Annotated in this window: 13 protein-coding genes; 1 reads left to right on the top strand and 12 read right to left on the bottom strand. The window is 38.6% G+C overall.

The features are described 5' to 3' along the window. Position 1 precedes the first annotated feature (1 nt). The 3 genes from ACJJVM_RS10955 to ACJJVM_RS10945 all read right to left on the bottom strand — a co-directional run bounded on the left by ACJJVM_RS10955 (position 2) and on the right by ACJJVM_RS10945 (position 6,521). The gene (locus tag ACJJVM_RS10955) at positions 2-3,250 is read right to left on the bottom strand and encodes an efflux RND transporter permease subunit (protein ID WP_299149915.1); all 3,249 of its coding nucleotides are present in this window, start codon (positions 3,248-3,250) and stop codon (positions 2-4) included. Between the two features lies 1 nt (position 3,251). Beyond that, positions 3,252-4,388, bottom strand: a complete 1,137-nt coding sequence (locus ACJJVM_RS10950) for an efflux RND transporter periplasmic adaptor subunit (RefSeq protein ID WP_299149918.1) — start codon at positions 4,386-4,388, stop codon at positions 3,252-3,254. A 222-nt stretch (positions 4,389-4,610) separates the two neighbouring features. Continuing rightward, positions 4,611-6,521: an ABC-F family ATP-binding cassette domain-containing protein gene (locus tag ACJJVM_RS10945; protein WP_298347617.1), complete on the bottom strand. Its 1,911-nt coding sequence runs from the start codon at positions 6,519-6,521 to the stop codon at positions 4,611-4,613. Between the two features lie 82 nt (positions 6,522-6,603). Between ACJJVM_RS10945 and ACJJVM_RS10940 the strand changes: the two genes are divergently transcribed. Next, complete coding sequence (locus ACJJVM_RS10940) at positions 6,604-6,999, top strand: DUF983 domain-containing protein (protein WP_298347615.1); 396 nt, start codon at positions 6,604-6,606, stop codon at positions 6,997-6,999. Positions 7,000-7,038: 39 nt separating this feature from the next. On the opposite strand, the gene ACJJVM_RS10935 is transcribed toward ACJJVM_RS10940, so the two are convergent. From ACJJVM_RS10935 to ACJJVM_RS10895, 9 genes are all read right to left on the bottom strand, one after another. Then, complete coding sequence (locus ACJJVM_RS10935) at positions 7,039-8,094, bottom strand: NAD(P)/FAD-dependent oxidoreductase (protein WP_405211695.1); 1,056 nt, start codon at positions 8,092-8,094, stop codon at positions 7,039-7,041. 113 nt (positions 8,095-8,207) lie between these two features. Next, positions 8,208-9,098 carry a gliding motility protein GldN gene (gene gldN / locus ACJJVM_RS10930; protein WP_298347612.1) on the bottom strand — a complete coding sequence of 297 codons (891 nt, stop codon included), beginning with the start codon at positions 9,096-9,098 and terminating at the stop codon, positions 8,208-8,210. Positions 9,099-9,111: 13 nt separating this feature from the next. Beyond that, positions 9,112-10,662 carry a gliding motility protein GldM gene (gene gldM / locus ACJJVM_RS10925; RefSeq protein WP_298347610.1) on the bottom strand — a complete coding sequence of 517 codons (1,551 nt, stop codon included), beginning with the start codon at positions 10,660-10,662 and terminating at the stop codon, positions 9,112-9,114. A 48-nt stretch (positions 10,663-10,710) separates the two neighbouring features. Further along, positions 10,711-11,346, bottom strand: a complete 636-nt coding sequence (gene gldL / locus ACJJVM_RS10920; RefSeq protein WP_405211694.1) for a gliding motility protein GldL — start codon at positions 11,344-11,346, stop codon at positions 10,711-10,713. Positions 11,347-11,424: 78 nt separating this feature from the next. Then, positions 11,425-12,804, bottom strand: a complete 1,380-nt coding sequence (gene gldK, locus ACJJVM_RS10915) for a gliding motility lipoprotein GldK (RefSeq protein ID WP_298347606.1) — start codon at positions 12,802-12,804, stop codon at positions 11,425-11,427. Between the two features lie 107 nt (positions 12,805-12,911). After that, the gene (locus ACJJVM_RS10910; protein WP_405211693.1) at positions 12,912-14,078 is read right to left on the bottom strand and encodes a formimidoylglutamase; all 1,167 of its coding nucleotides are present in this window, start codon (positions 14,076-14,078) and stop codon (positions 12,912-12,914) included. Between the two features lie 3 nt (positions 14,079-14,081). Next, positions 14,082-16,607 carry a type I DNA topoisomerase gene (topA, locus tag ACJJVM_RS10905; RefSeq protein WP_299149932.1) on the bottom strand — a complete coding sequence of 842 codons (2,526 nt, stop codon included), beginning with the start codon at positions 16,605-16,607 and terminating at the stop codon, positions 14,082-14,084. Between the two features lie 147 nt (positions 16,608-16,754). After that, positions 16,755-17,528 carry a hypothetical protein gene (locus tag ACJJVM_RS10900; RefSeq protein ID WP_405211692.1) on the bottom strand — a complete coding sequence of 258 codons (774 nt, stop codon included), beginning with the start codon at positions 17,526-17,528 and terminating at the stop codon, positions 16,755-16,757. A gap of 51 nt (positions 17,529-17,579) precedes the next feature. After that, positions 17,580-18,515 (bottom strand): lipid A-modifier LpxR family protein, encoded by a 936-nt coding sequence (locus tag ACJJVM_RS10895; RefSeq protein ID WP_405211691.1) that lies wholly within the window; start codon positions 18,513-18,515, stop codon positions 17,580-17,582. Positions 18,516-18,535: the final 20 nt, after the last annotated feature.

The following is an 18,535-nucleotide window of genomic DNA, read 5'->3' as shown; positions in this document are numbered from 1 at the left end:
TTTACGCTATATCTGTTTTAGGCTTAAAGGCAACTTGAAGCTCTTGGTTGTCATTCTCGTGCTCTTCTTCCATTTCCTTTACGGCTCTCTCTTGATTTTCTCTAGCTGTCTTTCTTCCCTTCTGTAACATATCTGTAGTGGTCTTTACCCAGTTGCTAAATGATAAAAAGATAGGAAGCATTACAAGCGTAAGTACCGTTGCAAAGCCTATCCCGTATGCAATAGATATTGCCATTGGGATCAAGAACTGTGCTTGTCTACTCTCTTCAAAAATAAGCGGTGCAAGACCAGCAATAGTTGTGATTGAGGTAAGAAAGATAGCTCTAAATCTAGAACGACCAGCATCAAAAATAGCATCCTCAAAGGTCATACCTTCTCTTAGGTTAGTATTAAACTTACCTATAAGCACCAGGCCATCGTTTACCATAATCCCTATCAAGGCTATAATACCAAGCATAGATAGTATGTTAAGGGGGAAATCGTGTATCCAGTGTCCCCAGGCTACTGCTGGCAAACTCAATGGTATAAGAAGCAATAACATCAATGGCTGACTATAACTTCTAAAGGTAAATGCAATCACTATATAAATAAGTAATAGCACCGTAAGGCCTACAGGTATAAGTGAGTCTGTAAGTTTACCTGCCTCTCTGTTTTGACCTTCGTATGATGGTGTTACTGTAGGATACTTAGATAGTATCTCTGGCATCACGTTAGTACGCAAATCTGTCATTACATCTGTGGCACTTACTTCTTTTGGGTTTTTGAGATCTGCAAGTATTTGTATCTCCCTTCTACCCTCAAGGTGGTTTACTGCCACATCACCACGCTCAATAGTGTAAGATGCTATCTCATTGAGAGGCACCTTTGCTCCAGATGGCGTAGTGATACGCATATCATCTAGATTAGATATAGATGATCTATTATCCCGATCATAACGCACCCATACTCTTATCTCATCTTGACCTCTCTGAAAGCGCTGCGCTTGTGCCCCAAAGAATCCTGCTCGCACTTGTGCCATTACGGTCTGTAAATTGAGCCCCAGTGAGTATGCAGACTCGTTGAGCTCTAATCTAATTTCTTTAATACCCGCAGGGTCATTATCTGTTATATCTTTTAATACAGGGTTGGTCTCTAGTGATTGCTTAAGCTCAGCCTTTGCTGCTTTAAGTTCGGCTATATTGTTTCCTAATAAAGAAACTGCAACGGGACTTCCTCCAAAGTTACCTCCGCCTCCATACACAAGGCTTTCTTTACCTATTACAGGACCTACCTTCTCTTGTATCATATTACCTACTATGATAGAAGTAACCTCGTTAGGTCTTTCTTCTCCCGGAAGCATATTTATACTTAAAGAAGCTGTAGATGTCCCTGGCCCAATGTTTTTGATAATATTCTCAAACATAGGTCCATCTATCTCATTTTTATACTTTTCAGTTAGCTCTTTATTTGTCTCTACAACCTTTTCTTCTATCATAGAGATAATACTGTCTGTGATAGCCGCATTTGTACCATTAGGCATCTCAAGACTTATTCTCACATTATCACTTGCAACACGCGGGAAAAACGCTCCACGTATAATACCCGCCTCAAAACTCCCAGAGGTGAGTAAAATAAATGCAATAAAAAATGAAAACATCAAGAACTTGTAGTCGAGTGCAAATCTTAGTACTGGGCTGTACACGCGATCACGTAACCAGACCATAATACGATCTCCAAACTCATTTATATAGCGCAGTTTTGAGAATAGCTTTGCCATTCCCTTTTTTGGCTTATTGCTTTGTGCTCGCAATGCCTTAGAGTGTGCAAGGTGAGCTGGCAGTATAATGAGGGCCTCTACTAGAGAAACAAGCAACGTAAGCATTACTATAACCGAAACCTCTCCAAAAAATTCACCTATTCTTCCATCTAAAAATAAGAAAATACCAAAAGCGAGAATCGTTGTAGTTATTGCCGAAAGAATAGGAGGCAATACCTCCATTGTACCATCTACAGCAGCTTGTATAGGGGTTTTACCACGTTCATAATGTTGATAGATATTTTCTGCTATGACAATACCGTCATCTACCAGAATACCTATCACGATAATCATCCCAAATAACGATAATACATTAATCGTCACATTAAAATAACCTGCAAGCATAAACATCCCTAAGAATGCCACGGGAAGCCCAAAGGCTACCCAGAATGCTAGTCGTGTATTTAAAAATACTGATAGGAACAATAGCACCAAGAGCATCCCTACAACGGCATTTTCTGTAAGTAATGCTGTACGTTGTACAAGCGTTATAGATAAGTCACTTACAACAGCTAGCTGTACATTGTTATACTTTGCATTAAAGTCTTCTATATATTCTTTTGCCTTTTCTGCGGCGCCTATAAGGTCTTCTGTATTTGTAGATGTTATGGTCACATTTACAGCAAGATTTCCATTAAAGTAATTTGCATTAGGCGTTTCAGAAAAACGGTCTCTTACCTCTGCAACATCTTTAAGACGTATGGTTCTTCCATTAGCATTTGACCTCACAATGACATTAGACAGCTCGTCACCGTAGTAAGCTCTATTATTTGCTCTTATAAGATACTCTTCTGCCTCTGTTTTTATAGACCCTCCTGTTGTTAATATGTTTGAAGAGCTCACTGCCTGAGATACATCTGCAAAAGACAAGTCGTAAGCCAGCAAACTGTTTTCATTTACAGCTATCTCAATTTCTTCTTCAGGATATCCAGATACTGCTATTTGAGAAATACCATCTATGCCACGCAGGTCATTTTCTACCTGGCGTCCTATTTGTTTTAAAGTCTCAAGCGATACGTTTTCTCCGCTTATAGAAAAAGATATAGTTTGCCTTATTGCTTCAACCTTTGCCACTACAAGAGGCTCCATACCAGAAGGAAATGAAGGCACACGATCTACAGCATTCTTTACTTCAAGAAGCATAAAATCAATATCCTTCCCTTTTTCTATCTCTACATTAATGCTACCACTGTTTTCTCTAGAAGTAGATGTTACGCGCTCAACTCCATCTAATCCTTTAAGGTTATCTTCTATTTTAAGCACAATACCTTCTTCTACTTCTTGTGGAGAAGCTCCTGGGTATATAACACTTATACTTATATTCTTAGAGTCTACAAGTGGAAAAAATGATGAGTTGAGTGATAATGCTCCGTAAATTCCAAAGACTACAAACATTAATACAATCACGTTTACAGCTACGTGATATTTGATAAAATATTCTATTACTTTACGCATCCTACTCTGCTTCTTCTTGTGATGATTCCTTATCTGAATAGATCTTTACAAGCATTCCAGCATATGCGCCAGGTACTGGCTTACTTACAATCTTTGTTCCTTCTGGTATTCCCTTTACAATCACCTCCTTATCAGAAAAATATACGGGATTTACCTTTATAACATCAAGAATTGAATCACGCACCATAAAAAGCTCATTATTGGGTTGCAACAACCCTCTAGGTAAAGCTATCGCCTCTTGCTCTTCTTTAGCTTGAAGCACGGCTTCAAGATACACGCCTTCTCTCAGACCTTCTCCTTTAACTTCTATATAAGCATTTATGGTCTGTGACGCTTGATCTATATTCCCATTTACTCGAGTTACTTTACCCGTGTAAGTTTCTTGACCGTCTATAGTAGAGAGCGCTACTTCATTATTGACTTTTAACAAATCTGCATAATTCTTACTTATCGCAACTTCAAGCTCGTACAAGTTTGTATCTATAAACTCACCTAGCTTTTGACCAGATCTTACAAGTGTCCCTTCTGTTACTAAAGCTTCTGTAAGTACTCCAGTAAATGGCGCTGTAATTCTATACTTACCTAGACGTTGCTCTAAGTTTTTTACATTAAAATAAGCCGTTTGTATATTTCTTCCAGAAATAAAATAACCTTCTTTTTCTGATGTGATTTCTGGTAAAGGTGGAGTAGCTTTACTAACGTCAAAGTTATTGAGATAGGCTTGCCATTTTGGGTAGGCTTCTGGATAATCAAGACGTAAGTCAGGCATTATAGAAGTGATCTGGTCATACAGTGCACTTTTTTGAGATTGCACACTTGCGTAGTACTCAGAGCTATTAAGACTAAGTAATGTTTGTCCTTTTCTATACTCTTGTCCTGGCTTAAAAAGCTTACTTCCTTTTTGAAGCACGCCCTGCACTTCAGAAAATATTTCTAGCCTTCTTTGAGCAACGAGATTTCCGTTTGCCGAAATTTCTATAGGTACGACCCCATTTACAGCATCTTCTACAAAGACGGTTTTAATTACTTTTTTAGGCTTAGGCCTTGTACGTTGATTACTTGCTACAATTGCTTTTGAAGCAAAAAAAGCTCCAATTATGAGCAGGACTCCTAACAGAGAGAGGATGATTTTACGCATCTATACTATTTTGGTTGTTTTGATGGCTTGAGTACCAGTAGTGCAAATCTAACCACAGAGCCCGACCACCGCTGTTAAGGATGTCTTAAATTAAAAGCCTGAACGTCCGGTATTACCTACAAAACGACACATTGTTTGTGTTAAAAAGAAAAAACCAACTTGTACTGTTGGTTTCTTAATTATTGTTGAGTGGTATTACGCTTTCGCGAAAGCGTAAAAATACTAGTTTAACGCATCTAGCTCCTCTGTGATTTTCTCCCAGTCTTCCATAAAGCCGTCTAGCTTCTTTTTCTTGCCGTTGTAGTTGTCAAAAAACGCTGGATCTGCAACCGTCTCATCATAGTTAGTCGCGAGGGCTACATCTAGCTCCTTGATCTCGCGTTCTATTTTATTAATATTAGACTCTACTTTACTGAGTCTATTATTAAGAGATTTGAGCTTTTTTTGGTCTTCGTAAGATTTTTTTGTGCTCTTTACAGGCGCTTCTTTTTTTACAACATCACGCTTTTCTACCTCTCTCAAGTTTGCCACTTCTCGCTGCTCTAGGTAATAATCTATGTCTCCCAGATACTCTCTTATACGATGATCTTTAAACTCATAAACCCTATCTGTAAGACCTTGTAGAAAATCACGGTCGTGAGATACGACTATAAGAGTCCCTTCAAACTGCTTGAGACTATCTTTAAGTACATTTTTTGACTTAATGTCTAGGTGGTTTGTAGGTTCATCCATCACAAGCACGTTAAAAGGTTGCAACATAAGCTTAGCAAGTGCTAGCCTGTTGCGCTCACCTCCAGAGAGTACGCGCACATACTTATCTACCTCCTCTCCCCTAAAGAGAAAAGAGCCTAATATATCTCGTACACGTGGTCTTGTTTTCTCATCTGCAGCATCTATCATCGTGTCCTCTACAGTTTTTGAACCGTCAAGATATTCGGCTTGGTTTTGAGCAAAGTACCCTATCTGTACATTATGCCCTAGCTTTACCTTCCCTTGATGCTCAAGCTCACCCACTATAATTTTTGCTAGCGTAGATTTACCTTGGCCATTTTGCCCTACAAAGGCGGTCTTAGTATCACGCTCTACCAGCAAGTCTATACCTTGTAAAACGTTTTTATCTCCATAACTTTTTGCAACCTCCTCTGCCTCTACCACAACCTTACCAGGCGTTACAGATACAGGAAATTTAAGCGTCATCACACTATTATCATCTTCATCTACCTCAATGCGATCTATTTTATCTAACTTTTTTATGAGCGACTGTGCCATTGTAGCCTTTGAAGCTTTTGCTCTAAACTTCTCAATAAGCTTTTCTGTCTGCTCAATTTGTTTCTGCTGGTTTTTTTGTGAAGCCAGTTGCTGCTCTCTTATTTCCGAACGAAGCACAAGGTACTGTGTATACGGCTTCGGATAATCATAAATGCGACCTAGCGAAATCTCAATAGTACGGTTAGTCACGTTATCTAAAAACATCTTATCGTGAGATACAATCACCACAGCCCCAGTATACCCTCGCAAGAAGCTCTCAAGCCAGATAATAGATTCTATATCTAAGTGGTTTGTAGGCTCATCTAGCAGTAATATATCGTGATTTTGTAGTAAAAGCTTAGCTAGCTCTATACGCATACGCCACCCTCCAGAAAAGGTGTCTGTAAGCTTATCAAAATCCTCACGCTTAAAACCTAGGCCTTGCAATATGCGCTCTGTCTCACCTTTATAACTATACCCGCCGTGCACTTCATACTGGTGTTGCACGTCGTTTATATCTATCATAAGCTGGTTATAGCTCTCGCTCTCGTAGTCTGTGCGTGTCGCTAGTTGCTCATTAATATGTGCAAGTTGACTCTCTAGTTTTTTTATTTCTTTAAAAGCCTCATAAGACTCCTCAAGCACGGTACGTCCTTCTATAAAATCTATGTCTTGCTTTAAGAAACCTATGCTTATCTCCTTCTCTATAGCTATAGATCCCGTATCATATTGCTGCTCGCCAGAAATGATACGTAGCATTGTAGACTTACCAGCACCGTTTTTACCTACCAGTCCTACCCGATCACCATTATTAAGTCTAAAGGTGATTTCTTCAAACAAATATTCGCCTTGAAAAGAGACAGAAAGGTTGTGAATATTGAGCATAGAGTAATAAGTAAAAGTTATTATTTGGTATGTACTAACCGTGCAAAGATGCTTAAATTTGTAGTTAAAAACTAAGGAGATTATGGGAATTCTAAAAGGCAGTAAACTCAACAGTATTCTTACAGGAAAGTGCCCTGTGTGTCAAAACGAGTCTATGTACAAAAACTCAAATCCTTATATCTTATCTGAGACGCTCAAAATGCACGAGCGCTGCTCTCACTGTGACACAAAATATAAGATAGAACCTTCTTTCTTTTATGGTGCTATGTATGTGAGTTATCCCGTAGGGATTGCTTTTGCAACAGCAGCTTTTGTGATTACCTATTTCTTTTTTGAGGCTAACCTGGTTAATACATTTATTGCCATTGTAGGTACAATGATTGTATTTATGCCTGTGATTATGCGACTTTCTCGCAATATATGGATCAATTTCTTTATGAAATATGACCCTAGTAAAGATCAACTAGTAAGTAAGTAAGTAAGATGACGCTTTCGCGAAAGCGTACTAAACTACTACCTATATCTCCAGCTTTTTTGGAAATCTCATTATATCTACCTCCTCTGGAAGTGGAATATTGTTTTCTATAAATTCAAATAAATAGTGTGCCAGCATAGGTCCCGCCATTATGCCGCGAGTACCTAGCCCGTTAAGTACCGCAAGCTGCTTGAACTTAGGGTGGGTTCCTAAAAGCGGCCTCCTATCTCCTGTAGTGGGACGCACACCTGCTTGTTCACTTACTACCTCGTAGGGCACGGTAATAAGAGTTCTAAATTTATCTTCGAGCTCTTCTCGAGCGTCTTTTGTGCTCTCCCAGTCCTTATCTGTCCAGTTGTACGTTGCTCCTACTTTATATAAATCCTCACCTAGCGGCACTACAAAAAATGATGTTTTGATAGCGGCAGTCAGCTTTAATTTTGGAGCCTTTATAATGATGTACTCACCTTTGTTTCCTACTAAAGGTAATTTGTTAAAATAAGGGTTCTGCTTGATACCATATCCTTCGGCAAAGACTATGTGATTTGCTTCATAATCTTTATACTGTACTCCGGTATCTGTAAGTGTGAGCTGTGTGTAGTTGAATTCCGCTTTCGCGAAAGCGGACATCTCTTCTAGATATTTTTCATAGTGCTCTTGTAATGTGGTAATGGCTATACGCCCAGTCTCTGCAACTTCTCCATAGTTATATGGTGCATCTATAAACTCACTCTCTGCCTTTACAAGAGGCGTTTTTACAAAACGCTCAAGCCCCTGCTTATCACTTGCAGCAAACCAATTATTTTGATCTTCTACCGAGTGAAATACTTTTCTCACAGCCATAGGGTACATAAACTGCGTATCAAGCTTTGCTTCTAGATTCTGAAAATAGGGAATAGCAATATCAAACTGCTCTACCGCTTTCCAAGGGAGGGAGTATCGTTTTAAAATAACAGGATTATATAAGCCAGCAGCTACCCTGCTTGCTCCTTCTACACCCTTATCAAAAACTATAAATGTTTTTCCAGCCTTTATACATTGCTCACAAAAAGCAATGCCAGCTAGACCCAGTCCCACAATTATATAATCTACTTTCATCACGTTGCAAAAATACAGCAATAGATGATGAGAATAGTATTAATAGACACTCATAAAAAAAGGTCATCAAAACTGTGTTTTGATGACCTTTATAAGCTTATTTAAGAATAACGCTAGTAATTCCAGAGATCTTGCTCTATATCACGTATGCCTTCTTTAATACGATTAGACTCAAGTAACTGCATCATTGCATTGTCACTTATGTACTCTTTAACCTTACGGTCTCCTTGTACATTGTCTTCTTTATAAATTGTAGCATTAAATCGTCTACTATTGAGTAGATGGTCAAATGATATGGGTAATGAGGTATTCTTGCGGTTAAAGGCTTTTGCATTATGCAATACCTCTCTTGCTCCTGGAAACCATATCCAGAAGAGCTCAATATCTGCCGCACTAGAATCATCTAAAAAGTTTACATCACCAGATACTGGTGCGATACCCAATAGACGGTACTTTAACTCACCTTGACGCTTATCTATATACCAGTACCCACGTACGTGATATGCATTAATATCATAAGATGTAATCTCTGTACGCTCAATGTTATAATCTGAGATAGACTCTCCTGCGTTAAACTGATCGTATCCTTCATCTGAAGTATCGATCTTTACCATTGCCGCAGAAAGGTCTTCTAGCTGAATCTTTTCTGTAAAATATGAGTCTCTATATATCGCATCAATTTTACCGTTTTTAATGTTCTTTACAAGAACATCAAAAAGTGAACGACGATCTGACCCCATATTTACCGTATCAATAGGGTAATATAAAGGAAAGTTAACGCGCTCATCAAGATCAATAACTTCCCACGTATTTTTTGCCCATAGTACATCACGTTTTTCAACGTAACCATATGGTAATGGTTTGTCATTATCTTTTGCTTTTTGCTCTTCGGTTACTTCAAACATTTCGTCTGGCGTCTTTGCATTAAGGATGTTTCCTTGTGCAAATGCAGGTACAGCCATTAAAAGACCTAGTGCAACAAAAATTAAACGTTTAAGACTCATAATAAAATTTATTTTAGTTTGATAGCTCAATGATAATTGGAGACACCGTCTTCAATCTTATAGAGTTACCTGGTATACTTGCTTTAATATCAAATATCTGTACTGAAGATCCTCTCTTTGCTCTTTTAAGAGCGGACTTTGCAGCAGCATTAAGCTTGTTTCCTTGTACAGCAACAGTAGCTTGATCACCAGCTCTAAACTTGAAACTATTAACTCTTAAGTTAAGGTCAAAGTCAAAATCTGGAAGTACTGCATTAATAGGCGCAGCACCTACTGTGTTACGAGGTTTCTTAAGGTTACCACCGTCATCTCCTCCTAAAGCTCCTACTGGACGTGGGATATCTTTAATACGGAAAACAGCTTTATCAGAAACAGTTCCACCACCATCTGGTAACTTTGCTGTAACGTTAATAGTCACCTCTCTACCTTGTGAAGGTTTCATATTATACTTGCTTCCTGATCTTTTAGAAAGACCTGCTCCAGATGCTGTAACAGCATTATCTGCAACACCAGCAAATGATATCGTCATAGGGTTATCTACACCACGGTATACAACATTCATCTTATCTGCAGCTATTGTTGCAGAGTTAGGTTTGTTTATTGTTGTAAAAGCCTGCTCTACAGCAACCTCTATTTCTTTACCGTCTTGAGGGTAAAATAATGTACCTGTGATTTTGTGATCACCTACTCCACCAGTGTTTACTCCTAATACTAGTTTACCACCATCATAAGAAATCTTATCTGAAGGTATAGCTCTTCCATCAAGCTTAAGCTCAACTCTAGAAGGTTTTGTAGAAGCGTCTACACGACCTAAAGAAAGAACACCATCAAATGTTGACCCTGTGTAATAAGCACCTTTTGAAGTAGTCATTACAGTCTCGTAATTATCTAAAGAAGCAAGCTCCTTAAGATTACCAGAAAGTAGCTTTGTTAAAAGCTCATTTTCTACAACCTTGATATCATTTTGTAATTGAGACATCTTAGTTAATGAAGAAACAGATGGAAACCCTACAAAATTGTAAGAGATATAATCTTTTTCTACACCTTCTCCATCTACGACATCACTTGTACTAAAATCTTCATTGATTTGAGCAACTAGTGCTTTATTGTCTCCTGCGAGCTTCACCATACCGTCACGGTACTTTGCCATCTCATCAAGAAAAGTTTGCCCTTCTGGTGTGATTTTTCCTCCTTTATAGAAGCGCTCATCTAGAAAGTTAGACTTATCCATCGCTTCATAATCTGTCTTATCTTCTACTTCTGCAAGTAGCGCATCTTTCTCTGAAGCTAGATAAGTAAAGTATGCATCTCCTAGTTGCTTTGCAGACTGAGCTGTTGCTGCAGCTGCTTTGAACTCTTCATTTTCGTTTGCTTTCTTAGAAAGATCTGCTAGTGCAAGATTATTCTTAGTTTCAAACGTAGTATTAGAACGATCAAATTTTTCATTTATCGATCCAAAAGCCGATAGTACCTCCTTAGACATATTAAGTGCTAGCATCGCTATAAACACTAGATACATCAGGTTAATCATCTTCTGCCTTGGGCTTTGTTTTCCTCCTGCCATTGTTTTTAATTTTAGCTGTTAGTTAGTTAATTGTAAAAACAACTAGAATTAGTTTTTGTTCATAGCAGAAAGCATTCCTCCATACACACCATTCAGTGAAGAAAGGTTTGTTGCAAGGCTTTCCATTTGCTCTTTAAGTTTTCCTGCGTTTGCAGTTACTTGCTCATTGATTTCTGCCTGACGGCTAGAAGACTCAACCTGCACTTTATAAAGGCTATTTAAAGATTCCATTTGAGCAGCAGCTAGTGCCATCTCTTCAGAGTATTTTTTAGTAGAGCTCATTGCATCTGCAGTAGGCGCTATTTCTTTTGCCGCTCCTTCAAAACCTCTTATGCTTGCACCTAAGCTAGACATAAGTTCAGAATCGATTTTTGCTTCTTTAAGCATATTATCTAATTTTTTAGATAATTGTGCTTCTGCATCTACAGGAGCTGCAGCTTTTTTCTTAGATCCGCCTGCTCCGCCTGCTAGTTCTGGATATACTAGAGCCCAATCAAGTTCGTCATCTACTGGTTCAAATGCAGAAATTGCGAATACTACTGCCTCTGTAACAAGACCTACAATAAGCATCTCATTACCCCAAGGCCAGTGCATTATTTTAAATAAAGCACCAATAATTACAACTGCCGCTCCTAGTCCGTAGACCATATTCATTAATTTCTTTCCAGTTTTAGATTTTGCCATGACTAATAAAATTTTTTAGTTTAGTTAAGTTAATTTAGTTAAGTAATTGAATAATATAATTTGGGTAAATAATATTAGTTATTTCTTCGGTTTTCTAAGGTTGATTTTCTCATCAATTCCCATAAAATCCTGTACGGTTCTAAAACCGATATAACTACGTGCAGAGTCTTGATACTCATAATCACGTGAGCTTACCTGTAGGAAGTAAGCAACGTCTTTCCAAGAACCACCACGTATAACTTTACGACGGTTGTCCTTATCGTTTACGTTAGGGTTAATAGTAGACATATATTCATAAGAAGCTGGATCATAAGAAGAAGCTACCCACTCAGACACGTTACCTGCCATATTGTACAGGTTGTAGTCGTTAGGTTCGTAAGCATCTGCCTCTACAGTATATAGCGCTTGGTCTGCACCATAATCTCCTCTTAAAGGTTTAAAGTTTGCTAAGAAGCATCCTCTATCATTTTTTGCATATGGTCCACCCCAAGGGTAATCACCACTTTCCAGTCCGCCACGAGCAGCATATTCCCACTCTGCTTCACCAGGAAGTCTAAAACGATTTACAAATTGTCTCTTTTTTGATTTTTGGTAAGAGTTCTTATACATTGTTCTCCACTCACAAAATGCTTTTGCTTGCATCCAAGTAACACCTACAACAGGATACTCTCCGTAAGCATCGTGCCAGAAGTAATCATTGTGCATAGGCTCATTGTAAGAGTATGCAAAATCCTTAATCCATACAGTCGTATCAGGGTAAACCGGAACAACCTCTGTCTTAATGTGATCTTTACGACGACCACCGTTCTTCTTTGCGGCAGCTTGTATGTCTAAGTATGTGTAACGGAAGTTAAGTTTATCTACGTCTATGGTGCGCTGTCCATTATAAGCCTCTTCTAGCGGGATATACATTGTATCCATCACCTCAGCATAATACTCATCTGGATACTCTGCAGTATCCCATATGATATCTATATCCTTATTAAGTTTACGACCTTCAAAGCCAGTCTCGCCTAACCCATAATAGTTATCGTACATATATTGCTCGTATGGCGTCATATTTTCTGGATCTGCATCACTAAATGCAAAATCACCTATACTCGCACCATCACCAGCTCCTGGAGTCTCTCCAAGCTCATCTGCCAGTATAGCAAGTTTTGTACGTACAGTAGAGTCTTTAACCCACTCTACAAACTGCCTATATTCGGCGTTTGTGATTTCTGTTTCATCCATATAAAAAGAACGAACCGTAACAGTTTTAGTAGGAGCATCGTTTACCGCAGCAAAGTCATCATCACTTTTACCCATTATGTATGCACCTCCAGAAACGAGAGTCATACCAAATGGTTTTTCGGGATTCCATCGCTTGCCTTGAGCGCCAACGAGTTCTCCACGATCGCCTTTGCCACAACTAGACAGCAAAGCTACTATCGCAATAAATGCAATATACTTTTTCATAGGATATTAGGTTAAGTATTCTAAGTTAAGGGCGTAAACCTATTTATTTTATTTGAAATAAACAATTTATTCGCCAAAAATAATCTTTTCATCGTTGAAACACACAATCAAACCTCGTTTTTCTTTCTCGCTTTAAACCATCTTTCGGGGATATTTTGGTTACAAGCGTCCAGATAATCTTGGTATGTGCAAGGTAATAACGTGTGCCTTTTTAATTTATTATTCAAGCCCATAATAAATGGTATTTCTATCCACCATCGAGCTGTTTTCTCACTTTTATAAAACGTAAGCACCTCATCTTCAATAGGCACTTGGTAGGTAAGGAAATTACCTTTTTCTACATCCATATTTTCGCTTGCGCGAAAATTCACACCCTCTATAAAGTACCACATCATCTGTGCAACTAGCATAGCAGCCTTTTCTTCTTGGGCATCATTATGGTATTCAAAAATCCCAAAAGAACTTACACGGTCACTTATGCCCGCATATCTTGCAATGGTACAAATCTCTTTTCCATCAAAGCCATTAGGCATTTTATTATGTCGTGTACTCAACTCACTACTGCGTATAGCATTAAGATCTATAGCTACAAGATCTGCATCACGCATAACAGGCTCAGTAATATTTATAGCTGCCGAAACATTACCTAGTCTATAGGAGTCAAAATACAACTTATCCATCAAATCTATTTCCTCTTGAGGATTAAAATAGGTTTGATACCCAATATTTGAGTAATTAAATAAATTATAAGGCTCTGTAACAATAATTTTACCCACATAAGACTTGTTGTTTATGGGCTGGCTGGCATCACCTAGATCAAAACGGCTATCTACATTAACGATATTAACCATTTGATCTAGCTTATCGTAAGAACGATAAATAGGATACACTAGATCCTGACTTCCTCCTATATAAATAGGTATGATTCCTTTTTTAAACAAAGACTCATTAAGTGTGCGTATTGCAAAGTACGTATCATCTACAGATGCGCCCGGGTCTATATCTCCCAGATCTGCAATAGTAGTATGCCAGTTTCCGGGAAACAATTCATAAAATGTTCGGCGCACTTCTGTAAAAGAGAGCCCGTCTGAAAGATTATTGGGGTCTCTTCTTTTTTCGCATAAGCAAACTATAGCTATGCGTACCCCTTCTAATTCTGGTAGTCCTTCTTGCTCGCTGTGCAGCCTTATGTTATTACCTAATGACTGGTGATGCTGCAGCTGTATATGTGCAAGCGCAAGATCTGGAATAGGGAGGAGCACCTCAAATGCCATATGTTATTTCTTTTTTGCTGTGGTTTTTTTCTTAGCCGGAGCTTTCTTTTTTGCTGGCGCCTTCTTTTTGGCAGCCTTCTTTTTTGGAGCTTTCTTCTCGATATAGTCTTTTATCTCATCAAGACTTAAGGCAGCTGCATCTATATCTTTACTAAGCTCTATTTTGAGCTTACCTTTTATAATATTAGAACGTCCCCAGCGTGCTTTTTCTACACGTATTCCTTCTTCTGGAAAATCCTGAAGTACTTTATCTATCTCCTTTTGCTTTTTGACTTCTATAAGCTCTACAATATCCTCATCAGAGAGGTTATCAAAATCGTACTTCTTGTTTACGTTTATAAACATTCCGTTCCATTTTATATACGGACCAAAACGACCTGTACCTTTTTGAACCGGAAGGTCCTCATACGTATATATAGGAGCATCTGCCTTTTGCTTTTCTTTGATGTACACTATAGCCTCATCTAGATCTACATCCATTGGGTCACGTCCTTTAGGGAGTGATACAAATGTTTTTCCAAACTTAACATATGGTCCAAAACGACCATTATTTACAGACACTTCCTCTTCTTCAAAAGTCCCTAAATCTTTAGGTAGTTTAAAGAGGTCCATTGCCTGCTCATACGTAAGGTTACTAAGCGTTTGATCTGGGCCTAGACTTGCAAATCGAGGCTTCTCATCATCCTCTACAGAACCTATCTGAACCATAGGACCAAATTTACCTAGACGCACACTCACAGGTTTACCTGTTTCTGGATCTTTACCTAGTATGCGCTCTCCTACTTCACGCTCTGCATTTTTTTCTACATCTTTTACGTGAGGATGAAAGTCTTTATAGAAATCTTTCATCATTTTAGTCCACTCCTGCTTTCCTTCTGCTATGTCGTCAAAATCTGCTTCGACCTTTGCAGTAAAGTTATAATCAAGAATGTTTTCAAAATGCTGAACCAAGAAGTCGTTTACGACCATCCCTACATCTGTAGGAACTAGCTTTCCTTTATCTGACCCTACAGTTTCTGTAAGAGTTCTATCTTTTATCTCGTTGTTTTCAAGACTAAGTACATCATAAGATCGCTCCTTCCCTTCTACAGTACCTTTTTCTACATACTTACGATTTTGGATAGTCGTAATAGTAGGTGCATATGTAGATGGACGTCCTATACCTAGCTCTTCAAGTTTCTTCACTAGAGAAGCTTCTGTATAACGGTATGGTGGTCTTGTAAAACGCTCTGTGGCGGTAATGTATTTATTAAGTAATGTCTCTCCTGTTTTAAGATCAGGAAGTAAACCTGTTTCTTCTACATCTTCATCATCACTACCTTCTAGGTATACTTTTAAGAAACCTTCAAACTTTAAGATCTCCCCATTTGCTGTAAAATTATCTGTACCCGCACTAGAAGCTATTTGCACATTTGTGCGCTCTAGTTGTGCCTCGCTCATTTGTGAGGCAATCGCACGTTTCCATATAAGTTCATATAGACGTATCTGGTCGCGGTCCATATTTACAGAATGCTTTGAGAAATCTGTAGGACGTATCGCCTCGTGAGCTTCTTGTGCTCCCTTAGACTTCCCTTTATAATTACGTTCTTTATGAAACTCTTTACCATAAGCAGCTACAATCTCTGCCTCTGCTCCAGCCTTTGCATCTTTAGATAGGTTTACACTATCTGTTCTCATATATGTAATATGCCCAGCTTCATAGAGTCGCTGTGCCATCGTCATCGTTTTACTTACAGAGAAGTACAGTTTTCTACTTGCTTCCTGTTGTAAGGTAGAGGTAGTAAATGGTGGTGCTGGTGATTTTTTTGCTGGCTTTTTAGTAAGCGCATCTACTTTAAAAGTAGCACTAAGGTTTTTCTCAAGAAAAGCCTGCGCCTCTTTTTTGGTAGTTATATTTTTAGGAAGTTTTGCTTTAAAAGATTTTCCATCTTGCGTAGTAAACTCTGCATCTACTCTATATGATGCTTTAGGCTCAAAACCTAAAACCTCACGCTCACGCTCTACAATAAGTCTTACTGAAACTGATTGTACACGCCCCGCCGAAAGACCTCCTTTTACCTTTCTCCATAATACTGGAGAGAGCTCATACCCCACTAATCTATCAAGCACTCTACGCGCTTGTTGTGCATTTACAAGATCATAATCAATCTTACGAGGGTTCTCAATAGCCCTTAGTATAGCCGTCTTTGTAATCTCGTGAAAAACAATACGTTTTGTACGGTCTGGTGTTAACCCAAGCTCTTGTTCTAAGTGCCAGGCTATAGCCTCTCCCTCACGATCCTCATCACTAGCGAGCCACACCATCTCTGCCTTATTTGCAAGAGACTTAAGGTTTCTCACCACCTTTTTCTTATCGTCTGAGACTTTATATTTTGGAGTAAAATCTCCATCTACATCAACACCTAACTCCTTAGAGGGAAGGTCTGCAATGTGTCCAAAACTACTCTCAACTTTATAGTCTGAGCCTAGAAATTTTTCTATCGTTTTAGCCTTTGCAGGTGACTCCACAATGACGAGATTCTTTGCCATACATTTTATTTTTTCAGATTACAAAAGTAGATGTTTTATTTATATCGCAATCCGCAAGGCCGTTATTTCTGTAATAAATGCATTTTTAAAGCCTTGTAAATTGTGGTTTAATAGGGCTTATTACGCTTTCGCGAAAGCGCACTCACACTACACACCTATCTGAGCAATGAGGTCTTCATCTTCGGTAAAGCCTACCACTTCCTTATATACCAAGTAAGCCGGCAGGTATACAATTGAAATCGTTGCATACACCCCTACAAAACAAGCCATCACCCCTACCACAAGCGCAAGAAAACCTATAATAAGACAAGCTCCAAAGGTGATTCCCCACTTTTTTGTTCCAATAGCAAAAGCAGCTTTTAAAATATCGTTTACAGAGAGTTCTGGGTTAAAGGCAAATATGATAACGGCAAATTGCAACGGCACAAGCACAAAAAACAAGGGGATAATAAAAAATAACATCGCTACCACGGCAATGCCTATTTGAGCCATAGACAAGATGAGCACCTTTTTTATATGCTGCTTTTTTATAAACATCCCAAAGCCTACACCCAGCTCGCTGCGCTTGTTTCTATCTTTCATACGCACGATTCTATAAAACGCTGCTTGCAATGCAAAGTTTACCACCGCCATTACAACGGTAATTATTAGGTATAAAAAAAACATTGTGATAATAGCCACGATGCCTACTTCCTCATCACTATAACTATTGATATCATTATAATCTATAAATGCTCCACCTAGACTAAAAGGCAACATAACAAGCATAGATATCCCGTAAGAAATAGCTACGGTTAGTATCTGCAAGAGTAACCCTTGTAAGAACACTTTTTGGAAAAGGTTGATAGACTCTCCAAAGAGATTGCCAAAATCTACGTGTGGTGCATTTTTTATTTTGGTGAGTAAGTCTGTGTGGGTCATAAATAATACTGGTTTATACTTAGAGAGATGAACGCTCTAAAATAAGGGGGTTTAAAATCGTCTGGCAAACTCAAAGGTTACGTACTGACTTCTTCCCTCTCTTTTGGTTTCTTTGGTTCTAAATTTATAGATCATACGGTAGGTGTTGCGATGCGATCGATAGACACCTCCCGCCTTAAAAGAAAAAACTACTGGCACTGCAGTTAAGGTAAAAGGAGAACCATCACCTAGTGGGTTACCTTCTATAAGCGCGTTAAGCACTACATACTCAACTCCTACACCGCCTACACCATAAAATTCTGTTGTGTTTCCTACTTGACCATATGCACTAGAGGTACTCACTTGCGCCCTATCACCTATGTATAAAAGCGCTTCTTGACGTGCATACATTCTTCTTGAACCTATAGCCACAGAAGATTGTAGTGCAGCGTTTTTAAACAGATTAGAATTAGATATTACATAGTCCTTTATATAACTTCCATAAAGATTAATGTGTGTACTATTTGCAATCTGGCCAGACCATACGGGCATAAATGCTCCTATAAGGCTGTGATAATTGAGTTGTAAGGTACGCGCTCCAGATTGCTCTCCAGCAAGACCTATCTCAAGACCCACAGCATACAAGCTATTTTTCTGTGCTTTTGTAAGATTAAACCTTGCAAATAAATAGCCCGCATAAGGTCGCTCTAAGCTGTCAAAGTTTTCTACAAATAGCTCACGTGGTGTATAAGTCTCTTGACCTATTATGACATCATATTGTAACGGCGCCTCTTGCGTATTTTTAAAAATAAAATCCTGTTCTACCTTTCTACTATATCTCAAAAAGCTTCCCGCGGTATAATAACGGTCTATTGCAAAAAGAAAGTCATTATCGTGTTGTATAGAAAACTCTTGTGTATACAGTTGCTTAGAAGCAGGCTCGATATCTTGAGACCAAGCTTGATGCGTGAGTATACAAACTAAAATAGGGAGTAGCTTGAGTTGCAATTTTTTAATTTTTGCTACAA

Source organism: Dokdonia sp. Asnod2-E02, assembly GCF_045063915.1.
Lineage (GTDB): Bacteria > Bacteroidota > Bacteroidia > Flavobacteriales > Flavobacteriaceae > Dokdonia.
This window is presented reverse-complemented; position numbering and strand designations above follow the sequence as displayed.

Coding starts and splice junctions, on each gene's coding strand:
- ACJJVM_RS10955 (WP_299149915.1), bottom strand. CDS start 3,250: ATGCGTAAAGTAATAGAATATTTTATCAAATATCACGTAGCTGTAAAC.
- gldN (WP_298347612.1), bottom strand. CDS start 9,098: ATGAGTCTTAAACGTTTAATTTTTGTTGCACTAGGTCTTTTAATGGCT.
- gldL (WP_405211694.1), bottom strand. CDS start 11,346: ATGGCAAAATCTAAAACTGGAAAGAAATTAATGAATATGGTCTACGGA.
- ACJJVM_RS10945 (WP_298347617.1), bottom strand. CDS start 6,521: ATGCTCAATATTCACAACCTTTCTGTCTCTTTTCAAGGCGAATATTTG.
- gldK (WP_298347606.1), bottom strand. CDS start 12,804: ATGAAAAAGTATATTGCATTTATTGCGATAGTAGCTTTGCTGTCTAGT.
- ACJJVM_RS10910 (WP_405211693.1), bottom strand. CDS start 14,078: ATGGCATTTGAGGTGCTCCTCCCTATTCCAGATCTTGCGCTTGCACAT.
- ACJJVM_RS10900 (WP_405211692.1), bottom strand. CDS start 17,528: ATGACCCACACAGACTTACTCACCAAAATAAAAAATGCACCACACGTA.
- topA (WP_299149932.1), bottom strand. CDS start 16,607: ATGGCAAAGAATCTCGTCATTGTGGAGTCACCTGCAAAGGCTAAAACG.
- ACJJVM_RS10940 (WP_298347615.1), top strand. CDS start 6,604: ATGGGAATTCTAAAAGGCAGTAAACTCAACAGTATTCTTACAGGAAAG.
- gldM (WP_298347610.1), bottom strand. CDS start 10,662: ATGGCAGGAGGAAAACAAAGCCCAAGGCAGAAGATGATTAACCTGATG.
- ACJJVM_RS10935 (WP_405211695.1), bottom strand. CDS start 8,094: ATGAAAGTAGATTATATAATTGTGGGACTGGGTCTAGCTGGCATTGCT.
- ACJJVM_RS10950 (WP_299149918.1), bottom strand. CDS start 4,388: ATGCGTAAAATCATCCTCTCTCTGTTAGGAGTCCTGCTCATAATTGGA.